At 62.2% G+C, this 26,644-nt stretch carries 23 protein-coding genes; 8 read left to right on the forward strand and 15 right to left on the reverse strand.

Features of this window, described 5'->3' with window-relative positions:
- Positions 1–12: 12 nt before the first annotated feature.
- Positions 13–972 carry a sugar ABC transporter substrate-binding protein gene (locus tag HGO40_RS05570; RefSeq protein ID WP_250962215.1) on the reverse strand — a complete coding sequence of 320 codons (960 nt, stop codon included), beginning with the start codon at positions 970–972 and terminating at the stop codon, positions 13–15.
- A gap of 146 nt (positions 973–1,118) precedes the next feature.
- Complete coding sequence (locus HGO40_RS05575; RefSeq protein WP_250962216.1) at positions 1,119–1,571, reverse strand: hypothetical protein; 453 nt, start codon at positions 1,569–1,571, stop codon at positions 1,119–1,121.
- A gap of 204 nt (positions 1,572–1,775) precedes the next feature.
- Here HGO40_RS05575 and HGO40_RS05580 point away from each other — a divergent pair, with 204 nt between their 5' ends.
- On the forward strand, positions 1,776–2,075 hold the full coding sequence (locus HGO40_RS05580) for a DUF1654 domain-containing protein (protein WP_250962217.1): 300 nt from the start codon (positions 1,776–1,778) through the stop codon (positions 2,073–2,075).
- 5 nt (positions 2,076–2,080) lie between these two features.
- Positions 2,081–2,770: an endonuclease gene (locus HGO40_RS05585; RefSeq protein WP_186706626.1), complete on the forward strand. Its 690-nt coding sequence runs from the start codon at positions 2,081–2,083 to the stop codon at positions 2,768–2,770.
- A gap of 155 nt (positions 2,771–2,925) precedes the next feature.
- Here the strand turns inward: HGO40_RS05585 and HGO40_RS05590 are convergent, their stop codons facing one another.
- A complete protein-coding gene (locus HGO40_RS05590; RefSeq protein ID WP_250962218.1) occupies positions 2,926–3,291 on the reverse strand; it encodes an SPOR domain-containing protein in 366 nt (121 codons plus the stop codon).
- Between the two features lie 247 nt (positions 3,292–3,538).
- On the opposite strand from HGO40_RS05590, the gene csrA reads away from it, so the two are divergent.
- Positions 3,539–3,733, forward strand: coding sequence for a carbon storage regulator CsrA (gene csrA / locus HGO40_RS05595; RefSeq protein WP_003179932.1), 195 nt, complete (start codon positions 3,539–3,541; stop codon positions 3,731–3,733).
- A gap of 193 nt (positions 3,734–3,926) precedes the next feature.
- Here the strand turns inward: csrA and HGO40_RS05600 are convergent, their stop codons facing one another.
- From HGO40_RS05600 to HGO40_RS05610, 3 genes are all read right to left on the reverse strand, one after another.
- The gene (locus HGO40_RS05600) at positions 3,927–4,382 is read right to left on the reverse strand and encodes a DUF2214 family protein (protein WP_250962219.1); all 456 of its coding nucleotides are present in this window, start codon (positions 4,380–4,382) and stop codon (positions 3,927–3,929) included.
- A 178-nt stretch (positions 4,383–4,560) separates the two neighbouring features.
- Positions 4,561–5,943 carry a cysteine--tRNA ligase gene (cysS, locus tag HGO40_RS05605; protein ID WP_250962220.1) on the reverse strand — a complete coding sequence of 461 codons (1,383 nt, stop codon included), beginning with the start codon at positions 5,941–5,943 and terminating at the stop codon, positions 4,561–4,563.
- Positions 5,944–5,964: 21 nt separating this feature from the next.
- Positions 5,965–7,662, reverse strand: a complete 1,698-nt coding sequence (locus HGO40_RS05610) for a glutamine--tRNA ligase/YqeY domain fusion protein (protein WP_250962221.1) — start codon at positions 7,660–7,662, stop codon at positions 5,965–5,967.
- Positions 7,663–7,910: 248 nt separating this feature from the next.
- On the opposite strand from HGO40_RS05610, the gene HGO40_RS05615 reads away from it, so the two are divergent.
- Both HGO40_RS05615 and HGO40_RS05620 read left to right on the forward strand, forming a co-directional pair.
- The gene (locus HGO40_RS05615; protein ID WP_250962222.1) at positions 7,911–8,414 is read left to right on the forward strand and encodes a peptidylprolyl isomerase; all 504 of its coding nucleotides are present in this window, start codon (positions 7,911–7,913) and stop codon (positions 8,412–8,414) included.
- Entirely contained in the window at positions 8,411–9,160 is a 750-nt protein-coding gene (locus HGO40_RS05620) for a UDP-2,3-diacylglucosamine diphosphatase (protein ID WP_250962223.1), read from the forward strand. Before HGO40_RS05615 ends, HGO40_RS05620 begins: the two co-directional genes overlap by 4 nt.
- A 128-nt stretch (positions 9,161–9,288) precedes the next feature.
- On the opposite strand, the gene HGO40_RS05625 is transcribed toward HGO40_RS05620, so the two are convergent.
- The 7 genes from HGO40_RS05625 to HGO40_RS05655 form a co-directional block, all read right to left on the reverse strand.
- Positions 9,289–10,818: a DHA2 family efflux MFS transporter permease subunit gene (locus HGO40_RS05625; protein ID WP_250962224.1), complete on the reverse strand. Its 1,530-nt coding sequence runs from the start codon at positions 10,816–10,818 to the stop codon at positions 9,289–9,291.
- Positions 10,819–11,035: 217 nt separating this feature from the next.
- Positions 11,036–12,235 carry an HlyD family secretion protein gene (locus HGO40_RS05630; protein ID WP_250962225.1) on the reverse strand — a complete coding sequence of 400 codons (1,200 nt, stop codon included), beginning with the start codon at positions 12,233–12,235 and terminating at the stop codon, positions 11,036–11,038.
- 15 nt (positions 12,236–12,250) lie between these two features.
- Positions 12,251–13,720: an efflux transporter outer membrane subunit gene (locus tag HGO40_RS05635; protein ID WP_250962226.1), complete on the reverse strand. Its 1,470-nt coding sequence runs from the start codon at positions 13,718–13,720 to the stop codon at positions 12,251–12,253.
- Positions 13,717–14,190, reverse strand: a complete 474-nt coding sequence (locus HGO40_RS05640; RefSeq protein ID WP_186706617.1) for a MarR family winged helix-turn-helix transcriptional regulator — start codon at positions 14,188–14,190, stop codon at positions 13,717–13,719. The genes HGO40_RS05635 and HGO40_RS05640 overlap by 4 nt, the downstream gene beginning before the upstream one ends.
- 240 nt (positions 14,191–14,430) lie before the next feature.
- On the reverse strand, positions 14,431–18,117 hold the full coding sequence (locus tag HGO40_RS05645; protein WP_250962227.1) for a translocation/assembly module TamB domain-containing protein: 3,687 nt from the start codon (positions 18,115–18,117) through the stop codon (positions 14,431–14,433).
- Positions 18,114–19,841, reverse strand: coding sequence for an autotransporter assembly complex protein TamA (locus HGO40_RS05650; RefSeq protein WP_411385062.1), 1,728 nt, complete (start codon positions 19,839–19,841; stop codon positions 18,114–18,116). The genes HGO40_RS05645 and HGO40_RS05650 overlap by 4 nt, the downstream gene beginning before the upstream one ends.
- 65 nt (positions 19,842–19,906) lie before the next feature.
- The gene (locus HGO40_RS05655) at positions 19,907–20,551 is read right to left on the reverse strand and encodes a GNAT family N-acetyltransferase (protein ID WP_186706615.1); all 645 of its coding nucleotides are present in this window, start codon (positions 20,549–20,551) and stop codon (positions 19,907–19,909) included.
- Positions 20,552–20,728: 177 nt separating this feature from the next.
- On the opposite strand from HGO40_RS05655, the gene xthA reads away from it, so the two are divergent.
- The 3 genes from xthA to HGO40_RS05670 all read left to right on the forward strand — a co-directional run bounded on the left by xthA (position 20,729) and on the right by HGO40_RS05670 (position 23,902).
- Positions 20,729–21,541 (forward strand): exodeoxyribonuclease III, encoded by an 813-nt coding sequence (xthA, locus tag HGO40_RS05660; RefSeq protein ID WP_250962228.1) that lies wholly within the window; start codon positions 20,729–20,731, stop codon positions 21,539–21,541.
- A gap of 204 nt (positions 21,542–21,745) precedes the next feature.
- Positions 21,746–23,080 (forward strand): substrate-binding domain-containing protein, encoded by a 1,335-nt coding sequence (locus HGO40_RS05665; RefSeq protein ID WP_250962229.1) that lies wholly within the window; start codon positions 21,746–21,748, stop codon positions 23,078–23,080.
- Between the two features lie 474 nt (positions 23,081–23,554).
- Positions 23,555–23,902 (forward strand): DUF6124 family protein, encoded by a 348-nt coding sequence (locus tag HGO40_RS05670; protein ID WP_250962230.1) that lies wholly within the window; start codon positions 23,555–23,557, stop codon positions 23,900–23,902.
- A gap of 157 nt (positions 23,903–24,059) precedes the next feature.
- Here HGO40_RS05670 and HGO40_RS05675 read toward each other — a convergent pair whose 3' ends face one another.
- Both HGO40_RS05675 and HGO40_RS05680 read right to left on the reverse strand, forming a co-directional pair.
- Entirely contained in the window at positions 24,060–25,298 is a 1,239-nt protein-coding gene (locus tag HGO40_RS05675; RefSeq protein ID WP_250962231.1) for a M20/M25/M40 family metallo-hydrolase, read from the reverse strand.
- Positions 25,299–25,383: 85 nt separating this feature from the next.
- Positions 25,384–26,469, reverse strand: coding sequence for a diguanylate cyclase (locus HGO40_RS05680; RefSeq protein ID WP_250962232.1), 1,086 nt, complete (start codon positions 26,467–26,469; stop codon positions 25,384–25,386).
- Between the last annotated feature and the right edge of the window lie 175 nt (positions 26,470–26,644).

Genomic DNA, 26,644 nt, shown 5'->3' on the forward strand with positions numbered 1-26,644 from the left:
GTGTCGCCAGGATTACGGCTTGGTCACCAGCTCGACCGGAGTTTCGATAACGCCGTTGGTGCCGCTGTCGACTTTTTCGCCCTTGAGCATCTTCAGCGCTGTTTCGATGCCTAACACCGCCTGCTTGGCAGCGAACTGGTCGGCAGTCGCCAGGACACGTCCGTCCTTGAGCATCGGCTTGATGGCGTTGATGTTGTCGTAGCCCACCACCTGCACCTTGCCGGCCTTGCCCGCCGCGCGCACGGCCGATACGGCACCGACCGCCATGCTGTCGTTACCGGCCAGCAGTGCCGTGATGTTCGGGTATTCGCTGAGCATCGACGCGGCCACCTGATTGCCCTTGTTGATTTCCCAATCGCCGGATTGCAGGGACACGACCTTGACCTGCGCCGCTTCCATCGCATCCTTGAAGCCCGCGGTGCGGGCCTGGGCGTTAGTGGTGGTGGACACGCCTTCGATGATGCCGACTTCGTCACCGGCCTTGAGTTGCTTGGCCAGGTATTCGCCCACCAGACGCGCGCCCTTGCGGTTGTCAGGGCCTACGAACGGCACGGTGATGTTCTTGCTCTTGACCACGGCCGGATCAAGCTGGTTATCGATGTTGATGACCGTGATGCCGGCATCCACGGCTTTCTTGATCACCGGCACCATCGCCTTGGAATCCGCGGGCGCGATGATCAGCGCATTGACCTTGGACACGATCATCTGCTCGACGATACGGATCTGGTTGGCGGTGTCGGTTTCATCCTTGATTCCGTTGGAAATCAGGTCGAAATCGGCGGAGTGTTCCTTCTGATAAGCCTTGGCGCCGTCTTCCATGGTCAGGAAGAATTCGTTGGCCAGGGATTTCATGACCAGGGCGACCTTGGGTTTTTCTGCGGTCTGGGCGAATGCCGAGGAGAGAGGCAGCGCAGCGGAGGCGGCCGCGAGCATGGCAACAGCGAGAAGGCGTCCAGCGAATGGCAACTTCATGGGTTCACTCCGATCTTATGATTATTGTGAGCAAATCAGTGCACGGAACGCCGCGCAAACGTTTGCGTGAAGTGAACTATGGTAAGGCTTCGGGGATTTGTCAACGTTGCGATTTGATCCGCAACGTCGCCATCCAACGGAGAAGCTCAGGCTGTCGTGTTGACCACCGTACCCGAGCCGGCACCCTTGGCCAGCTCCGTGACCAGGCGGCCGGTGACTTCCAGCAACGCGCCACTGGTATCGGCGATCTGCCCCTGAACCGCCATGACCGCTGAGGTCTTGGCTTCCTCCGTCGAATAGTTGCGCGCCTCGGCGGCGGCCAGTTGCTGTTGCTGCTCACGGAGCTGTTGCTGCAGCTCTTGCATCCGCTTGAGCAGCACCTGGACGGCCACGCTCTGGGTGCTGCCACCCTCCTGCGCCTGGTCGGTTGCTTCGGCGCTGGCACCCAGGCCCGTGCGGACCTTGCCCGAGGTTTGCGTCGTACCCAAGGCCTCATCGGCGGCCTGGGCTTCTGCCTCGCTCAGCGCCTTCAGGGTGGCTGCGGATTTGCCGCCGATGGTCACGGCTGCCGCACTGGGAAAGCCGATGGAAAAGGCCATGTCAAAACTCCATGAAGGGGGATTCCTACGAAGGACATCGTCCGCCGAAGCACTTTCTTTAGCGCTCGCTGAGATCAGCCGATCGCTTCGCCACCCTGAACGAGTGACACCTGTTTATTTAACGGAGAAAAAAATCCTTTCTCCTACACCAAAACGAAAAAAGTGCTGTCAGACGATCTTCTTGAATTTTAAGTAGTTGCGTAAATGCCTACGGTTAAATACTGTATGCACGTACAGCTTAATAAGGATAATCCTGTGGCCACTCCCTCCGCTGCAACCCCCCCCTTAGATTCCTATCCGCGACTCGGCCTGCGGGTCTCGAAAATCATCAATGCCCCCACCGCACAAAAAGCCAAGGCCGCACTGATCTTCCGCCTTCCCGACGAGCCTGTGGATGAGTGGGAGCGCCTCCTGGAAGAAATCGACGAGAACGACAACGTGACCCTCGCCTATCGCGACGACGGTGGCGTGCAGGTTTTCTGGGTTGTGCCGAAGGAAGATTGAGCGTGATGAGTGTTCGCTGCTTAGCTTTACTGCTTGTGTTTATCGCCACGGGCGCGCAGGCCGGTGCCCCGCGCACCTTCAACGAAGCCAAGAAAATCGCCTGGAAACTCTACGCCCCGCAATCCACGGAGTTCTATTGTGGCTGCAAATACACCGGCAACCGCGTGAACCTGGCCGCCTGCGGTTATGTACCTCGCAAGAATGCCAGCCGCGCCGCTCGTATCGAGTGGGAGCATATCGTTCCGGCGTGGCAGATCGGCCATCAGCGTCAATGCTGGCAAGCAGGCGGTCGCAAGAACTGCACCCGCTATGATCCGGTCTATCAACGGGCCGAGGCCGACCTGCACAACCTGGTGCCGAGCATCGGGGAAGTGAATGGCGACCGCAGCAATTTCAGTTTCGGCTGGCTGCCGGAGCAAAAGGGCCAATACGGCTCATGCCTGACCCAAGTGGATTTCAAGGCCAAGAAGGTCATGCCCCGCCCTTCCATCCGAGGGATGATCGCCCGGACCTACTTCTACATGAGCAAGCAATATGGCCTGCGCCTGTCGAAACAGGACCGGCGCCTGTATGAAGCCTGGGACAAGACCTACCCGGTCGAAAGTTGGGAACGCCAGCGCAACCAGAGCGTGGCGTGCGTCATGGGGCGTGGGAACGAGTTCGTGGGGCCGGTGGACATGAAGGCCTGCGGTTGACCTGCCCTTTGTAAACACCACAAACCCACTGTGAGAGCGAGCTTGCTCGCGATAGGGGCATGTCAGTCAACATCTATATTGGCTGATCCATCGCTATCGCGAGCAAGCTCGCTCCCACAGGTTTTGTGGCGTAACTGAGTTTTTGGGCTGCCCGGTTATTGAGCCGTCGGGTAATCCACCACCAACGCCTCGATGTTGCGTTTCTTCGCCCGGACCAACGCGGCCGTGACCTGTTCCTGCTTGGCTTTGGCTTCAGCCTCGGAGCTCAAAGGGCCGACCAGGACGCGCTCCTTGCCGTTTTCCCGCACCACGGTCGACATGAAGCTGTGCTCGATGCGCCAACCGGTCAGGTCGCTGACAGCCTGCGGTGTCTGCCCGCGACCCTCGACGGCCCACTGCGGTGCGGCAGCGGCGGCCGGTGCGGAGGTCACGGCGGGTTTCGGTTTCGGTGCTTCGACGTCACGCCCTTCCCCGCATCCTGCCAGTGCCAATACCGCAATTACCCAAGCCAATTTGCGCACAACGTTTCCCCTGGAAGACATGAGGCACGGATTTTAGCACCCGTGCCCATCAAGATCGCCGCAAACAATGCTCAAAACACGAGAATCCTGCCCGGCGTCTCTGTATAGTCGCACCCTGGGAATTAATGCAGCATCTGCACGTCAGAAAGAGGCACCCACATTGTGACACTTAGCACTAATCTATAAGCAGTACCGACATCTGCACTGTCTGAATCAGGTGCCCTATAAAGCAATCAAGGAGAACACCATGCTGATACTCACCCGCAAAGTCGGTGAAAGCATAAACATTGGTGACGACATCACGATCACCATTCTGGGCGTTAGCGGCCAACAGGTCCGGATCGGCATCAACGCCCCGAAGAACGTTGCGGTGCATCGCGAAGAGATTTATCAGCGTATTCAGGCCGGCCTCACCGCGCCCGACAAGCCGCAAACTCCCTGAGCCTTGCAAGCAGTCCGCAGCCAGCCCGTTTGCATCGTCGCAATGGCTGGCTAAAGATTCTGGTCGACCGCGCCGTACCCTGCCCTCCTCGCCTTCTTTCGTCCCGCCCGTGAACCGATACTAATGGCATGACCTCTAGCATGGCTGTCAGACGTTTCGTTTTAATGATGACGAAGCAGGCGTTCGCGGCCGGTCAGCCCAGGCCCACGCCGCGCGCCATGCCTGTGGCGGCGACCACCATCAAGATCAGCAACAAGGCTTCGATGTGGCTGATCCGCGCAAGTCGGCCTGCTTTCGAAGGATCGATCGCCGTCCCTTTGCCCAGCGCCATCCGCCATTTGATCAGGGCGATCATCGGCACGATCTCCAGCAGCAGGATCAGCAGCAGCAACGTCATCTTCAGATGAAACAGCGGTTGGTGCAGGTAATAGTCCGTGCCTTTTTCGAACCCGCCGAACGCTCGCATCCCACCGGTCACCAACAGCACCAGCGCCGACAAGCCCCACACGTTGTCGGCGACCAAGACACCCCGCACCGCATCCACGCCGCCCGCCAGGCGTCGTAGCGCCGTGCCGCGCGTCAGCACCGCCCAGACCCCGAGGGCGCACGCCAGCAAATGGATTGCCGCAAGCGACCAATGAGCCAACATGGAAGACTCCTGACAGAGAGAACGTCGAATCGACCTGACAGTACTAGCTCATAAAGCAATGATTGCCAGGGTTGGCATGCAAAAAACTGCGGGGGGTATCAGTGACAAAAGTGCTGCCTGACACACCGCATTCGCGAGCAGGCTCGCTCCCACAGGGGTATTACAGGCTTTAAGGATCTTAGTCCGCCAATCGCCAGGTCGTCCCGCCCTTCCCGTCTTCCAGTACCACGCCCATGGCGGTGAGCTGGTCGCGGATGCGGTCGGATTCGGCCCAGTCCTTGTTGGTCCGGGCGGTCAGGCGCGCCTGGATCAAGGCTTCGACCTCGGCGGCGTCCACCCGGCCTTCGGCGCCGGCCTGCAGGAAGTCATCGGCTTCGAGCTGCAACACACCCAGCACGCTGGCCAGTTCTTTCAGGCGGGCCGCGAGACCGGCCGCGGCATTGAGATCGCTCTCACGCAGACGGTTGATTTCGCGCACCATCTCGAACAGCACCGCGCAGGCTTCCGGCGTGCCGAAGTCGTCGTTCATCACTTCGGTAAAACGCGCCACGAACCCTTCGCCACCAGCGGGCGCCACGGCAGGCAGGCCCTTCAACGCATGGTAGAAACGCTCCAGGGCCCCCTTGGCGTCCTTGAGGTTGTCTTCCGAGTAGTTGATGGCGCTGCGATAGTGGCTGGACACCAGCAGGTAACGCACGACTTCCGGGTGGTACTTGTCGAGCACGTCGCGGATGGTGAAGAAGTTGTTCAAGGACTTGGACATCTTCTCGCCATTGATGCGAATCATGCCGCAATGCATCCACGCGTTGGCGTAGGTCTTGCCGGTGGCCGCTTCGCTCTGGGCGATTTCGTTTTCGTGATGCGGGAATTCCAGGTCGCTGCCGCCACCATGAATGTCGAAGGTCTCGCCCAGGCAGCAGGTGGACATCACCGAGCACTCGATGTGCCAGCCCGGACGCCCGGCGCCCCATGGCGACTCCCAGCTCGGCTCGCCCGGCTTGGCAGCCTTCCACAGCACGAAGTCCAGCGGGTCTTGCTTCGACTCGTCGACTTCGATGCGTGCGCCGATGCGCAGGTCTTCGATCTTCTTGCGCGACAGCTTGCCGTAGCCCATGAACTTGGCGACACGGTAGTACACGTCGCCATTGCCCGGGGCGTAGGCATAACCTTTGTCGATCAAGGTCTGGATCATCGCCAGCATGCCCGGGATGTGGTCCGTGGCACGGGGCTCCAGGTCCGGCTTGAGGATATTGAGGCGCGCCTCGTCCTCGTGCATGGCCTTGATCATGCGCTCGGTCAGCGCATCGTACGGCTCGCCGTTTTCACGGGCACGGTTGATGATCTTGTCTTCGATGTCGGTGATGTTGCGCACGTAAGTCAGGTCGTAGCCACTGAAACGCAACCAGCGGGTCACCAGGTCGAAGGCGACCATGCTGCGACCATGGCCGATGTGGCAGTAGTCGTACACGGTCATGCCGCAGACATACATGCGGACCTTGTTGCCATCCAGCGGCTTGAAGACTTCTTTGCTCTTGGTGAGCGTGTTGTAGATCGTAAGCACAGGGTTTCCCTTAAGACTTGATCACTGACCCCAGGAATCGCGCAAGGTCACGGTACGGTTGAATACCGGAGCACCGGGTTTCGAGTCCTTGATATCCGCGCAGAAGTAGCCTTCGCGCTCGAACTGGAAACGGTCTTCCGGCTGTGCGTTGCCCAGCGAAGGCTCGGCACGACAACCCGTAAGTACTTGCAGGGAGTCAGGGTTGATGTTGTCCAGGAAGCTGGCGCTGTCTTCGGCCTTCTCCGGGTTCGGCGAACGGAACAGGCGATCGTACAGGCGCACTTCGCACTCGACGCTGGCGGCGGCCGGCACCCAGTGGATCACGCCCTTGACCTTGCGACCTTCCGGGTTCTTGCCCAGGGAGTCGGGATCGTAGGAGCAACGCAGTTCGACGATGTTGCCGTCGGCGTCCTTGATGGCTTCGTCGGCGCGGATCACGTAGCTGCCACGCAGGCGCACTTCACCGGCAGGCTCCAGGCGCTTGTAGCCTTTTGGCGGCTCTTCCATGAAGTCGTCACGGTCGATGTAGATTTCCCGGGCGAATGGCAGGACGCGCACGCCCAGGTCATCTTTCGGGTGGCGCGGCAGCTCGAGGGTCTCGACCTGGCCGTCCGGGTAGTTGGTAATGACGACTTTCAGCGGCCGCAGCACGCACATGGCGCGGGGGGCGCTGTGGTCCAGGTCGTCACGGATGCTGAATTCCAGCATGCCGAAGTCCACCACGCCGTCGGACCGGTTGGTGCCGACCATCTCGCAGAAATTGCGGATCGATTTGGGTGTGTAGCCGCGACGACGGAAGCCCGACAGCGTCGACATGCGCGGGGCGTCCCAGCCATTGACATGCTTCTCGTCCACCAGTTGCTTGAGCTTGCGCTTGCTGGTGATGGTGTAGTTCAGGTTCAGGCGACTGAATTCGTACTGGCGCGGAGTGGCCGGCACCGGCAGGTGCTCGAGGAACCACTCGTACAACGGACGGTGGCTTTCGAACTCCAGGGTGCAGATCGAGTGAGTGATGCCTTCGATGGCATCCGACTGGCCATGGGTGAAGTCATAGTTGGGGTAGCTGCACCATTTGTCGCCGGTCTGGTGGTGATGGGCGTGACGGATGCGGTACATGATCGGGTCGCGCAGGTGCATGTTCGGCGAGGCCATGTCGATCTTGGCGCGCAACACCCGGGCACCGTCCGGGAACTCACCGGCGCGCATGCGGGCGAACAGGTCCAGGTTCTCTTCCACGCTGCGCTCACGGAACGGGCTGTTCTTGCCCGGCTCGGTCAGGCTGCCACGGTATTCCTTGGCCTGCTCGGGGGTCAGGTCGCACACATAGGCGTTGCCGGACTTGATCAGCTCCACTGCCCAGTCGTGCAACTGGTCGAAATATTGCGAGGCGTAGCGCACCTCACCGGACCATTCGAAACCCAGCCACTTGACGTCGCTTTCGATTGCGTCGATGTATTCCTGGTCTTCCTTGGCCGGGTTGGTGTCGTCGAAACGCAGGTGCGTGACGCCGCCGAACTCCTGGGCCAGGCCGAAATTCACGCAGATCGACTTGGCGTGGCCGATGTGCAGGTAGCCGTTGGGCTCCGGAGGAAAACGCGTGACGATCTGTGTGTGCTTACCCGAGTCCAGGTCCGCCTGGATGATCGGGCGCAGGAAATTGACCGGCACGGCCGGGCCGGTCTTGGAATTCGAGGTAGGGTCGACAGTGGGCTTGCTCATAGGATCCTTGAACAGACAAGTGCGCGGCCGGGTGCGGCCTGATAAATCAAAGCCCGTATCATAGCCGATGCTGTCAAGCACCTGACAGGCCAGGCCGGCAAACGATTGAATTTAATCGACGGCCAGATGAAAAACAGCCTCGAATTTCGTGCCTGGCGCGCTAAACTGCCCAACCTGGCGATTGCAGCCGGACCGGTTGCGGGCGTTCGCGCCCCGAAACCCACGAATTTCTTGAAAGAGTAGTAATCATGACCCAAGTCAAACTGACCACCAACCATGGCGACATCGTCCTGGAACTGAACGCCGAGAAGGCTCCGATTACCGTTGCCAACTTCGTTGAATACGTCAAGGCAGGCCATTACGAGAACACCGTTTTCCACCGAGTGATCGGTAACTTCATGATTCAAGGCGGTGGTTTCGAGCCGGGCATGAAGGAAAAGATACACAAGCGCCCAAGCATCCAGAACGAAGCCGACAACGGTCTCTCCAACGACAAGTACACCGTCGCCATGGCCCGCACCATGGAACCGCATTCGGCCTCCGCGCAATTCTTCATCAACGTCGCCGACAACGCGTTCCTCAACCACAGTGGCAAGAACGTCCAGGGCTGGGGCTACGCGGTATTCGGCAAGGTCACCGCTGGCACCGACGTGGTCGACAAGATCAAGGGCGTCGCCACCACTTCCAAGGCTGGCCACCAGGACGTCCCGGCAGAAGACGTGATCATCGAGAAAGCCGAGATCATTGAGTGATACTGCTGATTTCAGACTTGCATCTGGAAGAGGAGCGCCCGGACATCACCCGGGCGTTTCTGGATTTACTGGCCACACGCGCCCGTTCGGCGCAAGCGTTGTACATTCTGGGCGACTTTTTCGAAGCCTGGATCGGCGACGATGCCATGACGCCGTTCCAGCGTTCCATCTGCCAGGCCCTGCGCGAATTGAGCGACAGCGGCACGGCCATTTTCCTGATGCACGGCAATCGCGATTTCATGCTGGGGCAGGCCTTCTGCAAAGCGGCCGGCTGCACCCTGCTCAAGGACCCGAGCGTCGTGCAGTTCAATGGTGAGCCGGTGCTGCTGATGCACGGTGATAGCCTCTGCACCCGCGACGAAGGCTACATGAAGCTGCGGCGCTGGCTGCGCAACCCGGTCACGCTGTTCATCCTGCGTCACCTGCCGCTGGGCAGCCGCCAGAAACTGGCGCGCAAGCTGCGCAGCGAAAGCCGCGCGCAGACACGCATGAAAGCCAATGACATCGTCGACGTCACGCCTGAAGAGATCCCACGGATCATGCAGCAATACGGCGTGAAGACCCTGGTCCACGGCCACACCCACCGCCCCGCCATCCACAAGTTGCAACTGGGCGAACACGCCGCCCGACGCATCGTGCTGGGGGATTGGGACAAGCAAGGCTGGGCGTTGCAGGTGGATGAACAGGGGTTTGCGTTGGCGCCGTTCGGGTTTGGTAATGCGCAGTTGGCATTGCCAGGAACCTGAAGCATACATAGATCCTGTGGGAGCGGGCTTGCTCGCGAAGGCGATGTGTCAGTCAACATAAAAAATGACTGTCATGCCCCTTTCGCGAGCAAGCCCGCTCTCACATTGGATTGCATCCAACCCTTGGATCAATGCCCTGCCGATGCAGGCCCCGCCTTCGCCGCGAACGGCGGTTTGGCCAGCCACACCAGCACGATCAACCCCATGAACGCCCACCCCAGCAACGTGAAGTACTCCACGGTGGAGAGCATGTACGCCTGGCTGTTGAGGATCTGGTCGAGCTGGGCATAGGCCGGCGCACCCGCGCCGCCGAGCTGGTTGAGGGCTTCGCGGGTGGTGGGCTCGAAGGTGCTGATGCTTTCGCTCAGGTAGGCGTGATGCTGGTCGGCCCGGCGGATCCAGATCCAGGTGGTCAACGACGCGGCAAAGCTGCCGCCCAGGGTCCGCAGGAACGTCGCCAGCCCCGCGCCGTCGGCAATCTGGTGCGGCGGCAGGTCCGACATCAGGATGCTCAAGGTCGGCATGAAGAACAGCGCCACGCCAATCCCCATGAACAACTGCACCAGCGCAATGTGCTGGAAATCCACTTCATTGGTGAAGCCGGCGCGCATGAAGCAGCTCAGGCCGATGGCCAGGAACGCCAGCCCGGCCAGCAAGCGCAGGTCGAACTTGTGGGCGTACTTGCCGACGAAAGGCGACATCAGCACCGGCAGGATGCCGATGGGCGCCACCGCCAGCCCGGCCCACGTCGCGGTGTAGCCCATCTGCGTCTGCAACCATTGCGGCAGGATCAGGTTGATGCCGAAGAACCCGGCATAGCCGCCCACTAGCACAATGGTGCCGATGCGGAAGTTGCGATAAGCGAACAGCCGCAGGTTGACCACCGGATGGCGATCGGTCATTTCCCAGATCACGAACACCGCCAGGGCAATGACTGAAATCAAGGCTCCGATGACGATAAAGTTCGACTCGAACCAATCCAGGTCGTTGCCCTTGTCGAGGATCACCTGGAGTGCACCGACGCCGATGATCAACGTGATCAACCCGACGTAGTCCATCGGTTGATGACTGGTGACCACAGGCCGCGCCTTGAGCTGCTGGCGCACCACCATCACCGCAAAGATCCCAATTGGCACGTTGATGAAGAAGATCCACGGCCAGCTGTAGCTGTCGGTGATCCAGCCGCCGAGGATTGGCCCGGCAATCGGCGCCACCACCGTGACCATCGCCAGCAGCGCCAGGGCCATGCCCCGCCTGGCCGGCGGGTATACGGCAATCAGCAGCGTCTGGGTCATCGGGTACAACGGCCCGGCCACCAGCCCCTGGACCACACGAAAGCCAATCAGCTCCGGCATCGAAGTGGAAATGCCACACAGGAACGAAGCGAGCACGAACAGCATCGTTGCCCACAAAAACAGCTTCACCTCGCCAAAGCGTCGGCTCAGCCAGCCGGTGAGCGGCAGGGCGATGGCGTTGCTCACCGCGAACGAGGTGATCACCCAGGTGCCCTGCTCCGAGCTGACGCCCAGGTTGCCGGAAATGGTCGGCAAGGCGACGTTGGCGATAGTGGTGTCGAGCACTTGCATGAACGTCGCCAGCGATAGCCCGATGGTGCTGAGCAACAGGCTGGGCGGCGTGAAAGACGCGTTATTGCTCATTGCGAGAATCCTATGAAGCGAAGGTGGCGAATTACTGGCGCCCCGATGAAATGGAATTACGCCCTGTGGCGAGGGAGCTTGCTCCCGCTGGGCCGCGAAGCGGCCCCAAAACCCGCCGAATGCGGAGCATCAGTCACACCGCACCCGCCGGCTTTACGACTGCTTCGCAGCCGAGCGGGAGCAAGCTCCCTCGCCACAGGCGTTCGACGAAGCTAGTTCAGCGCTGCGCGGTCTTGCTCGCCGCGGCACTGTTGGCGTGGCTCAGGCGGGTGCTCCTCGCGTCGGCATCGGCCAGTTGTCGGTCATAGACCTGGGTGCTGAACGAAGCTTTCTGCGGTGGCTGCTGGGCCAGCACCGGGCCGCTCTGGTCGTGCAGGTTGACGCTGACCTGGGTCGACAGGCCAACCCGCAGCGGATGCTTGGCCAGCTCCTGGGCATTGATGTGAATACGCACCGGCACCCGCTGGACGATCTTGATCCAGTTACCGGTGGCGTTTTGCGCCGGTAGCAAGGCAAACGCGCTGCCGGTCCCGGCGCCCAGGCTGTCGATGGTGCCGCTGTACTTCACATCGCTGCCGTACAAGTCGGTTTCGATGTCCACTGGCTGGCCGATGCGCATGTCACGCAGTTGGGTTTCCTTGAAGTTGGCATCGATCCACAGTTGATCCAGCGGGATCACTGCCATCAGCGCCGTGCCCGGCTGCACCCGTTGCCCCAACTGCACGGTGCGCTTGGCGACATAGCCGGTGACTGGCGCGATCAAGGTGCTGCGAGCATTGGTCAGGAAGGCCTGGCGCAGTTGCGCGGCCGCGGCTTGCACATCGGGATGGGATGACACCACGGTATCGTCCACCAACGCGCTGGTCGTCTTGAGCTGTTGCCGGGCATTGGCCAGGGCGTTCTGCGCCGAGGTCAGGTCATCCCGGGCGTGGGACAGTTCTTCCTGGGAAATCGCCCCGCCGGCCGCCAGGTTCTTGCGTCGGCTGTAGTTTTCCTGGGCCTTCTGCACTTCGGCCTCTTGGGCATTGACCTGCGCCCGCATGCCGTCGACGTTGCTGTACAAGCCACGGACCTGGCGCACGGTCCGGGCCAGGTTGGCCTGGGCACTTTGCAGCCCGACTTCGGCATCGTTCGGATCGAATTGCACCAGCACCTGGCCTTCACGCACCAGGTCGCCGTCATCGGCACCGATGCTCACCACGGTCCCGGTGACTTGCGGAGTGATTTCCACCACGTTGCCATTCACATAGGCGTCGTCGGTGCTTTCGCTCCAGCGACCATACAGTTCATGCCAGCCCCACACCCCCAGGCCCGCGAGGATGACGATCAGCGTGAGGGCCAACAGCATGACCTTGCGCTTGCGTGGGTTGCCGCTGTCTTGGGTTTGTGCGGATTGAGTCGTTTCGGCAGTCGCCATGACAAGTACCTCGAATCAGTGGGTCGGCGTGGCAGGGGTCGGCGTGGCCGCCGCCAGGGTCTGGGCTTCGAAACCACCGCCCAGGGCCTGCATCAGTTGGATCGACAAATCGATCTGCTCGGCATTCAGGTTCGCCAGTTGGCGCTGGGCCTGAAGCAATTGCTGCTCGATGCTCAGCACGTCCAGGTAATTGCCGATGCCCGAGCCGTAGCGCTGGACCACGGTGTCGTAGGAGTTCTGCGCGATGTCGGTGGCATGTTGCTGGGCACCGATCTGGCGAGCGATGTCACGCAACTGGTTGATGGTGTCGCTGACATCGCCAAGGGCCGTGACCAGGCTCTTGTTGTACTGCGCCACCGCCAGGTCGTAATCGGCGTCCCGGGCATCCAGGTCCACCCGCAAACGGCCGCCGTCGAAGATCGGCAGCGACACGGTGGGCGCCACGTTGAAGAAACGGCTGGGCGAACCGAACATCGCATCGCCCAGCAACGACTGCACTCCCGCCGCCGCGCTCAGGTTGAGGTTGGGATAGAACTGGGTCTTGCCAGCCTCGATGTTCTTGCTCGCCGCCTCCACCCGCCAGCGCGCCGCGACCAGGTCGGGACGGCGGCCCAGCAGCTCGGCCGGCAGGTTCGACGGCAAGGCGACCGCGCTGGCTTGCAGCACGTTCGGCCGGGCGATTTCGTTGCCGCGGTCCGGCCCCTTGCCCAGCAGCACGGCCAGGGCGATCTTGGCGCTCTGCAGGCGTTTCTCGGCGTCGATCAGGGTCGCATCGGCGCTGGCTTCCAGGCTTTCGGTCTGCTGGAACTGATATTCGCTGTCGATCCCGGCGCTGAGACGGCGCTTGCCCAGATCGAGCATTTGCCGGGTGCGCTTGAGGTCCTCGGCGGCCAGGTCATGAATGATGTGGGCCTGGCCCAGGTCGCTGTAGGCCCGGGCCACGTCGGCAGCCAGGGTCAGCTGCGCGGCCTGGCGATCGATCTCGGCGGCGCGGGCCTGGCCCAGGGCGGCTTCCCCGGCGGCACGCTGGCCACCCCAGAGGTCGAAGTTGTAGTTGAAGTCCACGCTCAGCGAACGCAGGGTGCTGTAGGCCCCGCCCTGCCCTTGCGGGTCCTGGTCACGGGCCAGGCGCGAACGGCTGACGCTGCCGCTGGCATCCAGGGTCGGCAGGCGTGCCGCGTTGGCGGCATAGGCCGCGGCACTGGCCTGGTGGACCCGGGCGCTGGCGACTTGCATGTCCGGGCTGTCGCGCAAGGCTTCACGGATCAGGCCGTCGAGTTGCGGGTCGCCGAGGCTTTTCCACCAGTCGTTTTTCGGCCACGCGGCCGGCGACAGCGCGACCCCATTCAACGATTGACCAGCCTGGAGACTCTTGGCCTCGAGGCTGACGCCTTCGGTCTTCAAGCCACTGTAGCTGGCACAACCGGCGAGGCTCATGGCCAACAGCACCAGGCTCAAGCGGGTACGCAAGGTTTGACGTTTCATTTCTCCCCCAATCGCAACACGGTGATGGGATCACCGGCGGCGAGCAGTATTTTCTTGAGGATGTCTTCGAGGGTTTGCAGCTCCTCGCGGCTAATGGCTCCGGCCAACTGATTCATGGCGTCGGCACCAATGAACGGCAGGCGATCGGCGAGGGCCTGGCCAGCTTCGGTCAACACCAATTGCACCTGGCGCCGATCCTCTGCCGAGCGCTGGCGGACCAGGAAACCTTTCTGCTCCAGGCGATCGAGCATGCGCGTCATCGAGCCGCTGTCCAGGGACAGGTAGCGACACAGCTCGACCGGCGTGTCGATGCCGTGCTGGGCCATGATGATCAACACCTTGAACTGCGCGGCGGTGATGCCGACGGGTTCCATGTGGGTGTCGATGATCCGATCCTTGAGCAGCGCGGCGCGGCCGAGCAGCATGCCGAGGTGGCAATTGTGAAATTCGTCAGGGGTGAAATGCTTCATCCGGGCACCGTTTGCTGCCTAGGCAGTGAATGTATGTCGAAATATTACTGCTTAGGCAGCAAATGTCAAACAAATCGTTAGCGTGCTATTCACCAACAGACGAAACGCAGACAAACCTGTAGGCGAACAAATGTGGGAGCGAGCTCGCTCGCGATAGCGGTGTGTCAATCAACGACGAGGTTGAATGTCATGCCGCTATCGCGAGCAAGCTCGCTCCCACAGGGGGACTTGGGGATGAAGTTAGAAATCGCGCTTGTAGAAGATATCCAGCGAGCTGGCGACGCCGCTGGCGGCTTCGAGGTAGACCTTCTTGCTGAGCTTGTAGCGCAGGGCGATGGTGTTGGCCGGTTCGAACACACCGACGCCGTAGCGCAGGCTGAGCTTTTCCGAGAGGTTGCCGCTGGCGACCACGCTGGTGGTGTTGCCGCTGCCCTGGGTGTCGAGCTGGAAATCATCGATGCCCAGGTTATTGGCCAGGCTGCTGGTCACCCCCGAACTGCCCATCAACCCCAGGCCCAAGGCGGCCTGGGCGAGCATGTTGTTGTCCTCGCCCGTGGTGCTCAGCGGTCGGCCCAGCACCAGGTAGGACAATGCCTGCTCCTGGCTCATGGCCGGGTCGGAAAAGATTTGCGTGGTCGGTTGCTCGGCGCTGCCGCTCAAGCGGATGCCGGCGACCACATCGTCGGTCTGGCGGATCGCTTCGATGTCCAGGTAGGGCTGGTCGATGGGGCCGGCGAACAGCAGCCGTGCCCGGCGCACCGTCAGCCGTTGCCCGTAGGCACGATAGCGGCCGTCGTTGAGCCACAGTTCACCGCGAGTGTCCATGTTGTCGCCGATGTGCACCTGGCCCTGGACGTTGGCCGTCAGGCCGAAACCCGAGAATGCGAGTTTGTCCTGGCCGACGATCACGTCGATGTCCATCGCCATGGCCAGCGGCGCCTTGCCCTCTTCGGTCTGGTGGCCGACGATCACCGTATCATCCGAGACCTTGACGGTGGACGGTGGCAGTTCGCGAACAGTGATCTCGCCTTTGGGTACCAGGACCTTGCCGGCAATGGAAAGCTGCTCGCCCTGCATCGTGATGTTCAGGTCCGGTGCCACGTCGAGCACCGCATAAGGCTCAACGGTGACCGGCAGTTGCGAGCCCTTGAGGGCCAGGTTCATGGACAGGGCCTCGCCCCAGCCGATGTTCCCGGTCAGGCTGCCCTGCCCGCGCTTGCCACTTTTCCAGTCGCCGTCGAGCCGTACCGTTTCGCCGGCGATCATCGCCCGCACTTGCAAGGCTTCGAGGCTGACCGGCAGCTCCGGCCCGGAGACTTCACCGTCGCTGAGCACCAGGTTGCCGTTGACCTGGGGCGCGAGCAAACCACCGGACAACGTCCCGCTGCCGTTCAGGTGACCGGTGAGGGTTTCCACCATCGGTAAGAACGGCCGGGCCACGGACAAGGCCAGGCCAGTGAGGCGGAATGAGCCGCTCAAGGGCTTGCTCGCCGGCAGCGGGTTGATTTGCGCCTGGAGCATCAGTTCGCCGAGCCTGGCACCGACGAAATTCAGGTCGGTGTCGAGGCGCTTGGGAGTCAGGCGGCTGTTGAGCGTCAGGGTCTGGTACGGGAAGTCCAGCCATCGCGGCTTATCACTCGCCTTATCCCGAATCCGCAAGGTGCCGCCACTGGCATCCACCAGGATACGGCCATTCGGGCCGCTGGCCGGCAGGTCCAATTGCAGGTCCGCGTTGAGCCGGCCCTGCCAGGCAAAATCCTTGGGCATCCACTGGGCCAGGCTTTCGATGGGGAATTGCTTGAGGTGATAACGCAGCTTTGGCTCCGGCATCAGCCGTTGGTCTTCACCGCACAGGCTGGCCTCACCGGAACGCCAGCAATGGGCGCCGACGTTGAGCGTGCCATCGGCCAGGCGCTCGAGTTTCGCCGGGGCTTGCAGGCGCCAGGCTTGACCGCCGGCCTGCACCTCGCCGCTGGCCAGGCGCCCGCGCCAACTCCCCTGGTCGAGGGCGCCGTCGAGTGCCAGGGCCGTGTCGAGCTGCGGCCCCTGCAAATCCAAGCTCAGTGATTGCCGCTTGATGTCGCCCTGCCCGCTGACGGTCAGCACGCCTAACGACGTTTCGCCGGCGCGGATGCCACTGGCCTTGAGGTCGAGCTTGCCGCGCTGGGCGCTGTCGAGGGTCGCATCCAGGTTCAGGCTTTGCAGGCGATTGTCCTGCAACGCCAACTGCGAGCCTTGCAGGCCGAGCTTGCCCTGGGGCGCCTTGAGCGTGCCGGCCATGTCGACCCGGCCGACCACTTGGCCGCGCAGTTGCGGCCAGAGCTGGGCCAGGCGCGAGAGCTTGATGTCGATCTGGCCGGTGATTTTCTGTTGCAGGCTCGCGCTGCCGTTGATGCGGTTGTCCCCCAGGCGGATATCCAGCGCGCTGAGGTTCCACTGCTCGCCGGCACCGCTGGCCTTGGCCTGGAATTGCGCCGGTTGGCCGCGCAGCTTGCCCTTGAGGTCCAGGTCCGCGTCGAGGTCGAGGCGGTCGTTCTTCATCGCCCCTTTGCTGCGCAACGGCCCGGCCAGGGTCCCGGGCAGTTCGCCCAGCCAGTACGCCGGGTTGATGGCCGCCAGTTGCAGCGCCGTGTCCCAGGCAATGCCGTCGGCAAACTGCAGGCTCAGGTGCCCTTCGGCCTTGCCCTGCCCCGCGGCGAGCTTGAGCTGTGGCAGATGAATTTGCGTCAGGTCGCCGCTGAAGGGGCTGTCCAGGCTGGAGGCTCCAGCCGGTCCGTCCAGGGCGGCTTGGAAGTTGCCCAGGGATTGACCATCGGTGTATGAGACTTCGCCGTTGAAGCTGCGCAAGGTCACCTGCGGCTCGTCGATCAGCGGATAAAGGCGATGCCAGGGGAAATCCAGCCAGGCGACTTTCGCCTCGGCGTCCAGGCCTTCGCGCCAGTCCAGCCGCCCGTTGAGTTTCAGGCTTTGCTGATCGCCGGCGGCCAGGTCCAAACCGGCGATGTGTGCGCCATTGGCGTCCACGGTGCCTTGTAGCAGCAACGCCACCGGTCCTTTCTCGGCCGGCAGGGTCGCCTTGCCGAGCAGTTGGTAGCCGTTTTTCAGATCGCCTGCGCCGGTCAATTCCAGCTGGTTGAGCAACAAGGTGTCGGGCAGGTCGGCGCTGGCCTTGAAGCCGGCGGCGGTGATGCGCACCTTGGCCGGCAGGTAGTCCGCCAACGGTTGCAGCTCACCGGTCAACTGGCCTTGCAGGTAGCCGCTGCTGTCGGCCGTGAGGTTGAGGGTCTTGAGCAGGTTGCCGTCGACTTTCAGGTCCAGTGCCCAGGGCGCCGCACCTGGCGCCGGCAAGGTCAATCGGCCTTCGGCGTTCAATGGCCAGTCGCCGCCCGGCTTCAACAAGCCGGACAGCTGCAGACCCAGCGCGTCGCGCTGTAATTGCACCGAATCAATCTGCAGGCCCTCGGCGGTCCAATGGGCAACCAATTGCAAGCCCTTGAGCTGCTCGCTCCCGTTGAACGACAGGCTGCCGACTTGCACATCGCCCAGTTCGATCGCGAGCGGCAAGTCCAGGTCCGGCAAGCTGATCGGGCCGCTGCTTGGCTCATCGGCCGAGGCTGGCAATTGCAACGCGATCTGGTCGGCCTTGAGCTGTTCGATGCACAGGGTCATGCGCGCCAGGCACAGCGGCGACCAGGCGAATATCAGCCGATCCACCTCCACCCGACTGTCGCCCTGCTGCCACAGCAGCCGATCGGCGCTCCACTGCCCGCCCAACCGGCCCTGGAAATTCTCCACGCTCAGCCCAGGCACCAGGCCAAGGGCCCAGCGGCTGCCAAAGGCCGTGCCCAGCGCCACGCTCAAGGCCAGCACGACCGCCAGCAATACCCCGGCGAGCGCCAGCAGCGTTGTCTTCAAACCACGCGTCACAGCTCAGGCCCCATGGAAAAGTGCAATCGAATGCCGCCCTCGTCGTCCATCGCATGGGCCAGGTCGAGGCGGATCGGCCCCACCGGCGACACCCAACGCACGCCAACACCCACGCCGGTCTTCAGGCTCGGCAGCTCAAGGCTGTTGAAAGAGTTGCCCTGGTCGATGAACGTCGCCACCCGCCATTTTTCCGCGATGGAATATTGATACTCCAGGCTGCCGGCGACCATGTAGCGACCACCGATACGGTCGCCCTCGGAGTTCTCCGGAGACAGGCTCTGGTAGTCGTAACCACGCACGCTCTGGTCGCCACCGGCGAAGAAGCGCAGGGATGGCGGAATGGATTTATAGCCATTGGTGGCGCTCCCGCCGATCTGCGCCCGAGCCAGCAGCCGATGCTTGTCGAACACGGTGGTCAGGCCCTTGACCATGGCGGTGCCGTACAACAGGTTGTTGTCCGAACCCAGGCCTTCCTTGGCGACCTTGGTGTCGAACTGCAAACGGTAGCCGTTGTGCGGGTCGATGCGGTTGTCGCTGCGCAGGTAGGAATAACTCACGCCGGGCATCAGCAACGTGCTCAGGCCCGCATCGTCGCCGAGGCGGTACTCCTCGCGCTGCCACTTGAGCGACACCACCCGCTGCCAGCCGCTGGGCAACTTGCTGTGCCATTCCGGGCCCACGGTGAGCAGTTTGCTGAGGCTGTCGGTGCCGGCCAGTTCTTCATATTGATAACCGCCGGCGTAGCGCATCTTGTCGGTCAGCGGCGGGTCCAGCGGCACGTCGTACCACAGGCCGACGTTCTGCCGGGGCGCCGACACTTCCGCTTCCCAGCCATAACTGTGGCCCTGGGGGTTGACCCAGTGACGCGTCCAGTTGGCTTTGGCCCGGGGACCGACGTCGGTGGAAAAGCCCAGGCCCAGGCCCATGGTGCGCGGCTTGCGCGTGTCGAGCTTGACCGCCACCGGAATCACGTTATCGGTGGCAGCGGTGGGCGCGGCATCGACGCGCACGCCTTCGAAATAACCGCTCGATTGCAGGGCCTGGTTGAGTTCTGCGATGAGTTCGGAATCGTACGCCGTGCCGGCCTTGAACGGCACCATGCGTTGCAGCAAGTCTTCGTCGAACGGCGTGTCGCCCTTGAAGCTGACCGGACCCAAGGCATAACGCGGGCCGCTGTCATAGACCAGCTCGATATCGGCGAGGCCTGCCTGAGGATCTACCAGGAGTTTCTGCTGGGTAAAGCGCCCATTGAAATAGCCATAGCGCGAGGCCTGGTTCTGGATGACCCGCTTGGCGTCTTCGTAACGACCATGATTGAGCACCGCGCCGGGTTTCAGGCCGGCGTTGCCGGGTACGCGAAAAGCCTTGAGCGAAGCCGCCGGGCCATCGATGCGCACAGTGACATTGCGCAAGTGCACCGGCTCGCCGGGGTCGATGGTCAGCACCAGGCGCGGATCCTTACCGCCCTTGACCTCACTGTCGATCTGCGGCTGGTAGTAGCCCAGCGCCTGGGCGGCCTTGCGCGCCTGTTCCTCGGCGCCGCGACTGAAGCGCAGCAAGGCCTCCTCGTCACGATCACCCAAGCCACCGATGTAACCTTCTACGTTGGCCTTGAGTTCGTCGTTGGACGGCTGGACGCGTACTTCCAATTCACTTTTTGCCAGGGCCGCGCAGCTGAGGGACAGCAAAAGCGCGCCACTGATCATTCTTCCTGAGCGGTTCATGGCGCGGATGCTATCACGAGCGTAGGTGCCTGATAGAGCCGGACATTTCCTAAAAGTTCGCCCGACTACGCCGTTGCGCTTTGCAGAACCTGCGGGTTGGCGTGGAAGAACACATGCTCGCGGATCGGTCCTACCGCCACTTCCCCGATTTCCTCGTAACCTTGGCGTTTATAAAACTCCAGGTAACGCGGGTTGCCGGTGTCCAGCACCACGCCCCGGGAATGTTCGTCCACCGCACACCAGTTATGCACCGCCGTGAGCAACTGTTCGCCGAAATGCTTGCCCTGGAACTGTGGGTGCACCCCCAGCAGCGGCAGTACATGGACCGCATCGGACGGCAGGCAGGCCAGCACCGCCGCGTGATAGTCCAAGTAGCGCCTTGTGCAACGAAAACCAGTGCTCAAGACCATGCGCAGGCGCCAGGCCCAGCTTTCAGTGATGCCCAGGCGCCGCTGCGGCGGGGCGATCAGGGCAATGCCGATCAGGCGGTCGTTGACCAGCAGGCCGATGGCCGGCAGGTCCTGGAGAAAATGCTGCTTGACCAGCTCACGCACCGTGGCCCGTACCCGCTGTTCATAACCGGGACGCTCGGATTCGAACAGGTAGCTGAAGGTCGGCTCATGGCGATAGGCCTGGTACAGCAACGAACGGGCTTCACGGGAATAACCACTGTCGAGCATATGGACGTCGGCGATGGCGGTTTCAGGCATGGCGTTGGATCTCCTGGGGCGAGGCTCGGTGAGGCCCTGCTCTTATTGAGTACGAACTCGATAGGGTCGTGATCGTTCCTACATGCAAAGGACATTAGCAGCGCATTTGTCCTACTGCCACGCTGGCTCCCTTCCCACATGTCAGCTAGCATCGCAGTTTTGCCAGGACAGCCGACCATGAAGATCGTCTCCTTCAACATCAACGGGCTGCGCGCCCGCCCCCATCAGCTGGCGGCGCTGATCGAGAAGCATCAGCCGGATGTGATCGGGCTGCAGGAAACCAAGGTCCACGACGAACAGTTTCCCCTGGCCGAAGTGCAGGCCCTGGGTTACCACGTGCATTACCACGGACAAAAAGGCCACTACGGCGTCGCCCTGCTCTCCCGCCAGGCGCCGCTGAGCCTGTACAAAGGCTTCGAAGGTGACGACGAAGACGCCCAGCGGCGCTTCATCTGGGGCACCTTCGCCGATGCCAACGGCGTGCCGGTGACCATCATGAACGGTTATTTCCCACAAGGTGAAAGCCGCGACCATCCGACCAAATTCCCGGCCAAGGAACGTTTCTACAGCGATCTGCAGCATCTGCTGGAAAGCCGCTTCAGCAACGACCAGCCGGTGGTGGTAATGGGTGACGTGAACATTTCCCCGGAAGACTGCGACATCGGCATCGGCCCGGACAACATGAAGCGCTGGCTGAAGACCGGCAAATGCAGCTTCCTGCCGGAAGAGCGCGAATGGATGGCCCGCCTGAAGAACTGGGGCCTGGTGGACAGCTTCCGCCACCTGAACCCGGACGGCACCGACCGCTTCAGCTGGTTCGACTACCGCAGCCGCGGTTTCGAGGACGAACCCAAGCGTGGCCTGCGCATCGACCTGATCCTCACCTCCCACGGCCTGCTGCCACGGGTCAAGGATGCCGGCGTGGACTATGAGTTGCGGGGCATGGAAAAACCGTCGGACCATGCGCCGATCTGGTTGCAGTTGGGCTAAGTCCGAAGCATCCACATCCCCCTGTGGGAGCGAGCTTGCTCGCGATAGCGGTCTAACTGTCACATAGATCCTGAATGTGCCGCCGTCATCGCGAGCAAGCTCGCTCCCACATTGGACTTCGGTGCCCCGTCGCACCCCTGTCACCTTTCAGTAACCTGACCGACTTAATCTTCCGGCACTTCCTCGGGTTCAGCAGGTGCCGGCATGCGGCTGTGTGTTGTCTTTTTCATGGGCCTCTGGCTGCCGTTCGTGGCATGGGCCGGCAATTTGCCCATTCCCGAACACGGCCCAGCCTTGCGCCTGCAGGGTTCCAATACCATCGGCGCGGCGCTGGGGCCGGCGCTGGTCAGGGGATTGATGGAAGACCAAGGGCTGCTCAGGGTCAGCAGCGAGATCACGGGGCGCGACAATGAGCAGCGCATCGTCGGCCAGACCGCCGATGGCCGACGGGTGCAGGTCGATATCGCAGCCCACGGCTCCAGCACCGGCTTTGCTGCCCTCAAACAGGCCAGCACCGACCTGGCGGCATCCTCCCGGCCGATCAAGGACAGCGAACTGAAGGACTTGTCGTCCCTGGGCGACCTGAAAAGTCCTGCCGCCGAACAAGTCATCGCCATCGATGGCCTCGCGATCATCCTTCATCCCCACAACCCACTGCGCCAACTCGATACCGTACAGCTGGCACGAATATTCAGCGGCGAGGCAAACACCTGGGACGCCGTCGGCGGCACGGGCGGGCCGATTCATCTGTACGCCCGGGATGAGCAGTCCGGCACCTACGACACCTTCAAGGAACTGGTCCTTAGCCGACAGGGAAAACGGCTGGATCCTACAGCGCGCCGCTTCGAGTCCAGCGAACAGCTGTCCGACGCGGTCAGCCAGGACCCGCAAGGCATCGGTTTCATCGGTTTGCCCTACGTGCGCCAGGCCAAGGCGCTGGCCATTGTCGACGGCGCGTCCCAGCCTATGCTGCCGCTCAACCACCTGATCGCCACCGAGGACTACCCGCTTTCCCGGCGCCTGTTCTTTTATCTGCCACCCTGGGGCACCAACCCCTGGGCCGAAGCATTGGTGGCGTTTACCCAAAGCGACAAAGGCCAGGCCATTGTCGCGGCCAACGGTTTCATCGCCCAGACCGTCCAAGCCATGGCCGTCGCACCGAATGCACTGATGCCCGAGGGCTACCAGGCCCTGAGCCGCCATGCCCAACGCTTGACCGTGAATTTTCGCTTCGAAGAAGGCAGCGCCAGCCTGGACAACAAGGCCCACCAGGACCTGGGGCGCGTGCTCGACTATATAAAGCAGCATGGCAAAGCCGACCGACGCGTGACCCTGGTGGGCTTTGGCGACGCCAAGGACGACCCGGCGCGGGCCGATCTGTTGTCCAAACTGCGCGCCATGGCGGTGCGACGGGAATTGGTCAAATACGGCGTGGCGCTACGGGAAGTGCGAGGGTTCGGGGCGTTGATGCCGGTGGCCGCCAACAGCGAGGATGAAGGACGGGTCAGGAATCGGCGGGTGGAGGTTTGGGTTTACTAGCAACGACGCCATCAACCGCCTACCCGCTCTTGTGGCGCGGGAGCTTGCTCCCGCGGGGTCGCGAAGCGGCCCCCTGCATTTTGTATCAAACCAAAAAACTTGGGCCTGCTACGCAGTCCAGCGGGAGCAAGCTCCCTCGCCACAAAAGCTTTATGTTTATCGCATTAATCTCGGCGTAAGACCGAACGACCTCACCTTGCGCCATTGCCTACAACTACGCCAGAATCCGCCGGCTTGTGCGCCTTGAGGGCGGGCTTTACTGTTTCCGGGTCGCTGAAAATCAGCGATCGGGTTTGGTAGCCCGGGTAAAACTAAGGCGCACAGCTCCGGCATATTCATTATGGCGGCTGTGCGCGGGGCGCCCTTGTGGCGCGCTGGGTTTGCCTTGGTACCCGGGCTACCAACCTGCGTATAGCCGCCACCCAATGTTTGGTAGCAAAAGGTTGCGGCTCCCATTACCAAGGAGTTTCATCCATGTTCAAAGCAACCCCAAACCCGCCGGACAAACATCCAGCCGACTCGGAAGCACTCGACAAAGCGGCGGCAGACCGCGCCCTCGATTACTACCTCAAACCCAAATCCAGCAAACCGCAAACCGACCCAAGCCCGCTCTTCACCCTTATCAACGGCATCGACACCGAAACCCTGCTCGCCAACCTCAGCGAAAACCTGGCCTCGGCCAACGCCATGCTCAGCGACCTGGCCTTCGACCTGGAAGGCTCAAGGCGCCACATTGCCCTGGGCATCCAGCAATTGATCGAATTGAGTGGACAGCTGGCAAACCGAGCGCTGGACAACGTCGAAGCGCGCCCGTCGACATAGCGCATCACCCCGTGGCGAGGGAGCTTGCTCCCGCTGGGTCGCGAAGCGGCCCCAAGCATTTTGTGTCTAACCAAAAGCTTGGGCCTGCTGCGCAGTCCAGCGGGAGCAAGCTCCCTCGCCACAAGGGCATGTGTGTCATGACTGAACGAGCGGCCTGTTACCGCCCCGCCAACTCCATGATCATCCGCGACAACAGATAAATCCTTGGCACCACGCTCTCGACTTCGGCGTATTCCTCCGGCGTGTGGATATTGCCACCGACGATGCCGAACCCATCCAGCGTCGGCGTACCGACCCCGGCTGACAGACTGGCGTCCGCCGCGCCGCCGCTGCCTTCTTCGGTCAGTTTGCGCCCCAGTTCGCCATAGATGCCCTGGGCCATGGCCATCAATCGGTCCGACTCCGCCGTCTGCGGCATCGGTGGCAGGCCGCGCTTGAGGCTGGTGGTGACTTCGGTATCGGCGATCAACTTGTCCTGTGAAACACGGGCCAGGTCTTTTTCGATACGGTCGAATTCTTCCGGCACCGCCGCCCGCACATCGGCCTTGGCGCTCGCCTGGTCGGGGATCACGTTGGTCCGGGCACCGGCCTTGAGCACCGTGAAGTTGATGGTGGTTTTCTTTTCCGCGTCGCCGAGCTTGCCCAGTTGCAGAATCTGGTGCGCAGCTTCCATCGCCGCATTGCGCCCCAGTTCCGGCGCGACACCGGCGTGGGATGCCTTGCCCTTGACCTCCACCAGCGCCGTGGCACTGCCCTTGCGCCACACCACCAGGCCGTCGGCCGGGCGACCCGGCTCGAGGTTGAGGGTCACGTCGTGGGCCTTGGCGGTTTTCTTGATCAGGTCGGTGGCCACGTCCGAGCCGGTCTCCTCGCTGGCGTCGAGCAGGAAGGTGATTTGCGCGTAATTCTTGAAATCGAGGTTCTTGAGCACTTTCAAGGCGTAGATCCCGGCGACGATGCCGCCCTTGTCATCCATCACCCCCGGCCCGTAGGCGCGGCCATCCTTGATGTGGAACGGGCGTTCGGCGGCCGAGCCCTCCTTGAACACCGTGTCCATGTGGGCCATCAACAGGATTTTTGCTTTACCGGTGCCCTTGAGGGTCGCCAGGATGTGCTGGCTACCGTCGGAATTCGGCACCTTTTCGATGGTGGCGCCCAACTGCTTCAGTTCGTCGATGGCAATGTCACCGACCTGGGTCAGCCCCGGCACATAGCCGGAGCCGGAGTCGATATTCACCAGCCGCTCCAGCAGCTTCAGGGCCTCGCCCTGGTACTGCTGCGCATCGGTCAGGATTTGTTGATGGGGTTGCGCGAAGGCCATGGGGGTGAAGGCGCCAAGGGCCAGGCTCAGGCCGAGGCTGACGGCCAGACGGGAGCGAACAGCGGTCATCGTCATGATTTCATCCTTGTTCCGTATCGAGAGAGTGCCATGGGCACCCTACCTGACAACGGGGCAAGGCTCTAGACAGCAGGTGGCCATCTCAGAGGGAAACAACCGATGCTTCCAGCACCTGCCGATGTCGGTGGCAGGTGACCCGGTTGCGCCCGCTGGTCTTGGCTTCGTACAACGCCTGGTCTGCATCGTTGAGCCAGAGGGTAGCGTCGCCATACGCCGGGTTGAACGCCGCCAGGCCAATACTCAGGCTCACTTTAAGCGCCGGATCCTGCTCGTAGCCGAGGGTCGCGAAGCGCTCTCGCAAACCATCCATCGCCTGCACAGCGTTATGCAGGGTCAGGTCCGGCAAGACCACGCAAAACTCGTCGCCACCATAACGCCCGACAATGTCGGCGGCGCGCAGGTTCTGCCTGAGCAGCTTGCCGAGTCGGCGCAGCACGACGTCGCCGGCGCCGTGGCCGTAGGTGTCATTGATGGCTTTGAAATGGTCGATGTCGATCAGCGCAATCGCGCCATGGGTGGTCCCGTCCGCTGGATGGCGCCCGCAACGCTGGAACTCCTCGTTGAGGCGGTCTTTCCAGGCGCCATGGTTGAGCAACCCGGTCAGGCTGTCGGTACGGCTCAGGGCCAGCAATTCACGCTTCTGTCGCCCCAGGGTGTAGGCCTGGCGAAAACAGATCCAGCCCAGTGCCATCGGATACAGGCACAGCAGCGGCAGACAAGCGTAGATCTGTGCCGGACTGGTCATGGGCACGCCGGTCAGCGGGAAGATCACCGTGCCCACGGCGATGCCCGCCACTTGGGCCACAACCCCGACGAGCAGGAAACGCAGCCCACCGATGGCGACGCTGTTCATCGCCATCATCGCCAGCGTGACGGCCGTGGGCAGCGGGTTGAATTGCATCGCCACGACCCAGAAGCCGCCGAGAAAGGCATCGATCAACAAGTTGCGGTGTTCGGCGTGGTACGGCACCGCGCATCGGCGAGCCCACCCATAGGACAGGTGCGGCCAGAGCAGGCCGTTGAACAGCATGAAGCCCCAGACCCAGGGCGGCGGATCGAGGGGATAGAGCGCGGCGCTGACCAGCAGCAACCCCAGCGTCAGGCCCAGGATGCGCGATACGTAGAGCCTCCTGGCCAACGACAGTCCCTTTTTTCCCGTCTTTTGCATAGACGCCTCTGCACCGCGGGTTTCCCGAATCATCGGGATGGGCTTGCCTGGAGTCTATCAGGGCGGCATCAAATAGCCACCACTGAATGCAGGGGTATTTTTCTTCGGCAAAATGCGGGGGCTCTGCTCGGATTTTGGCTATATATGACAAGGAAATCCGTGACGCCTCGCAAAG

It is taken from the genome of Pseudomonas sp. CG7 (genome assembly GCF_023701885.1).
Lineage (GTDB): Bacteria > Pseudomonadota > Gammaproteobacteria > Pseudomonadales > Pseudomonadaceae > Aquipseudomonas > Aquipseudomonas zanjanensis.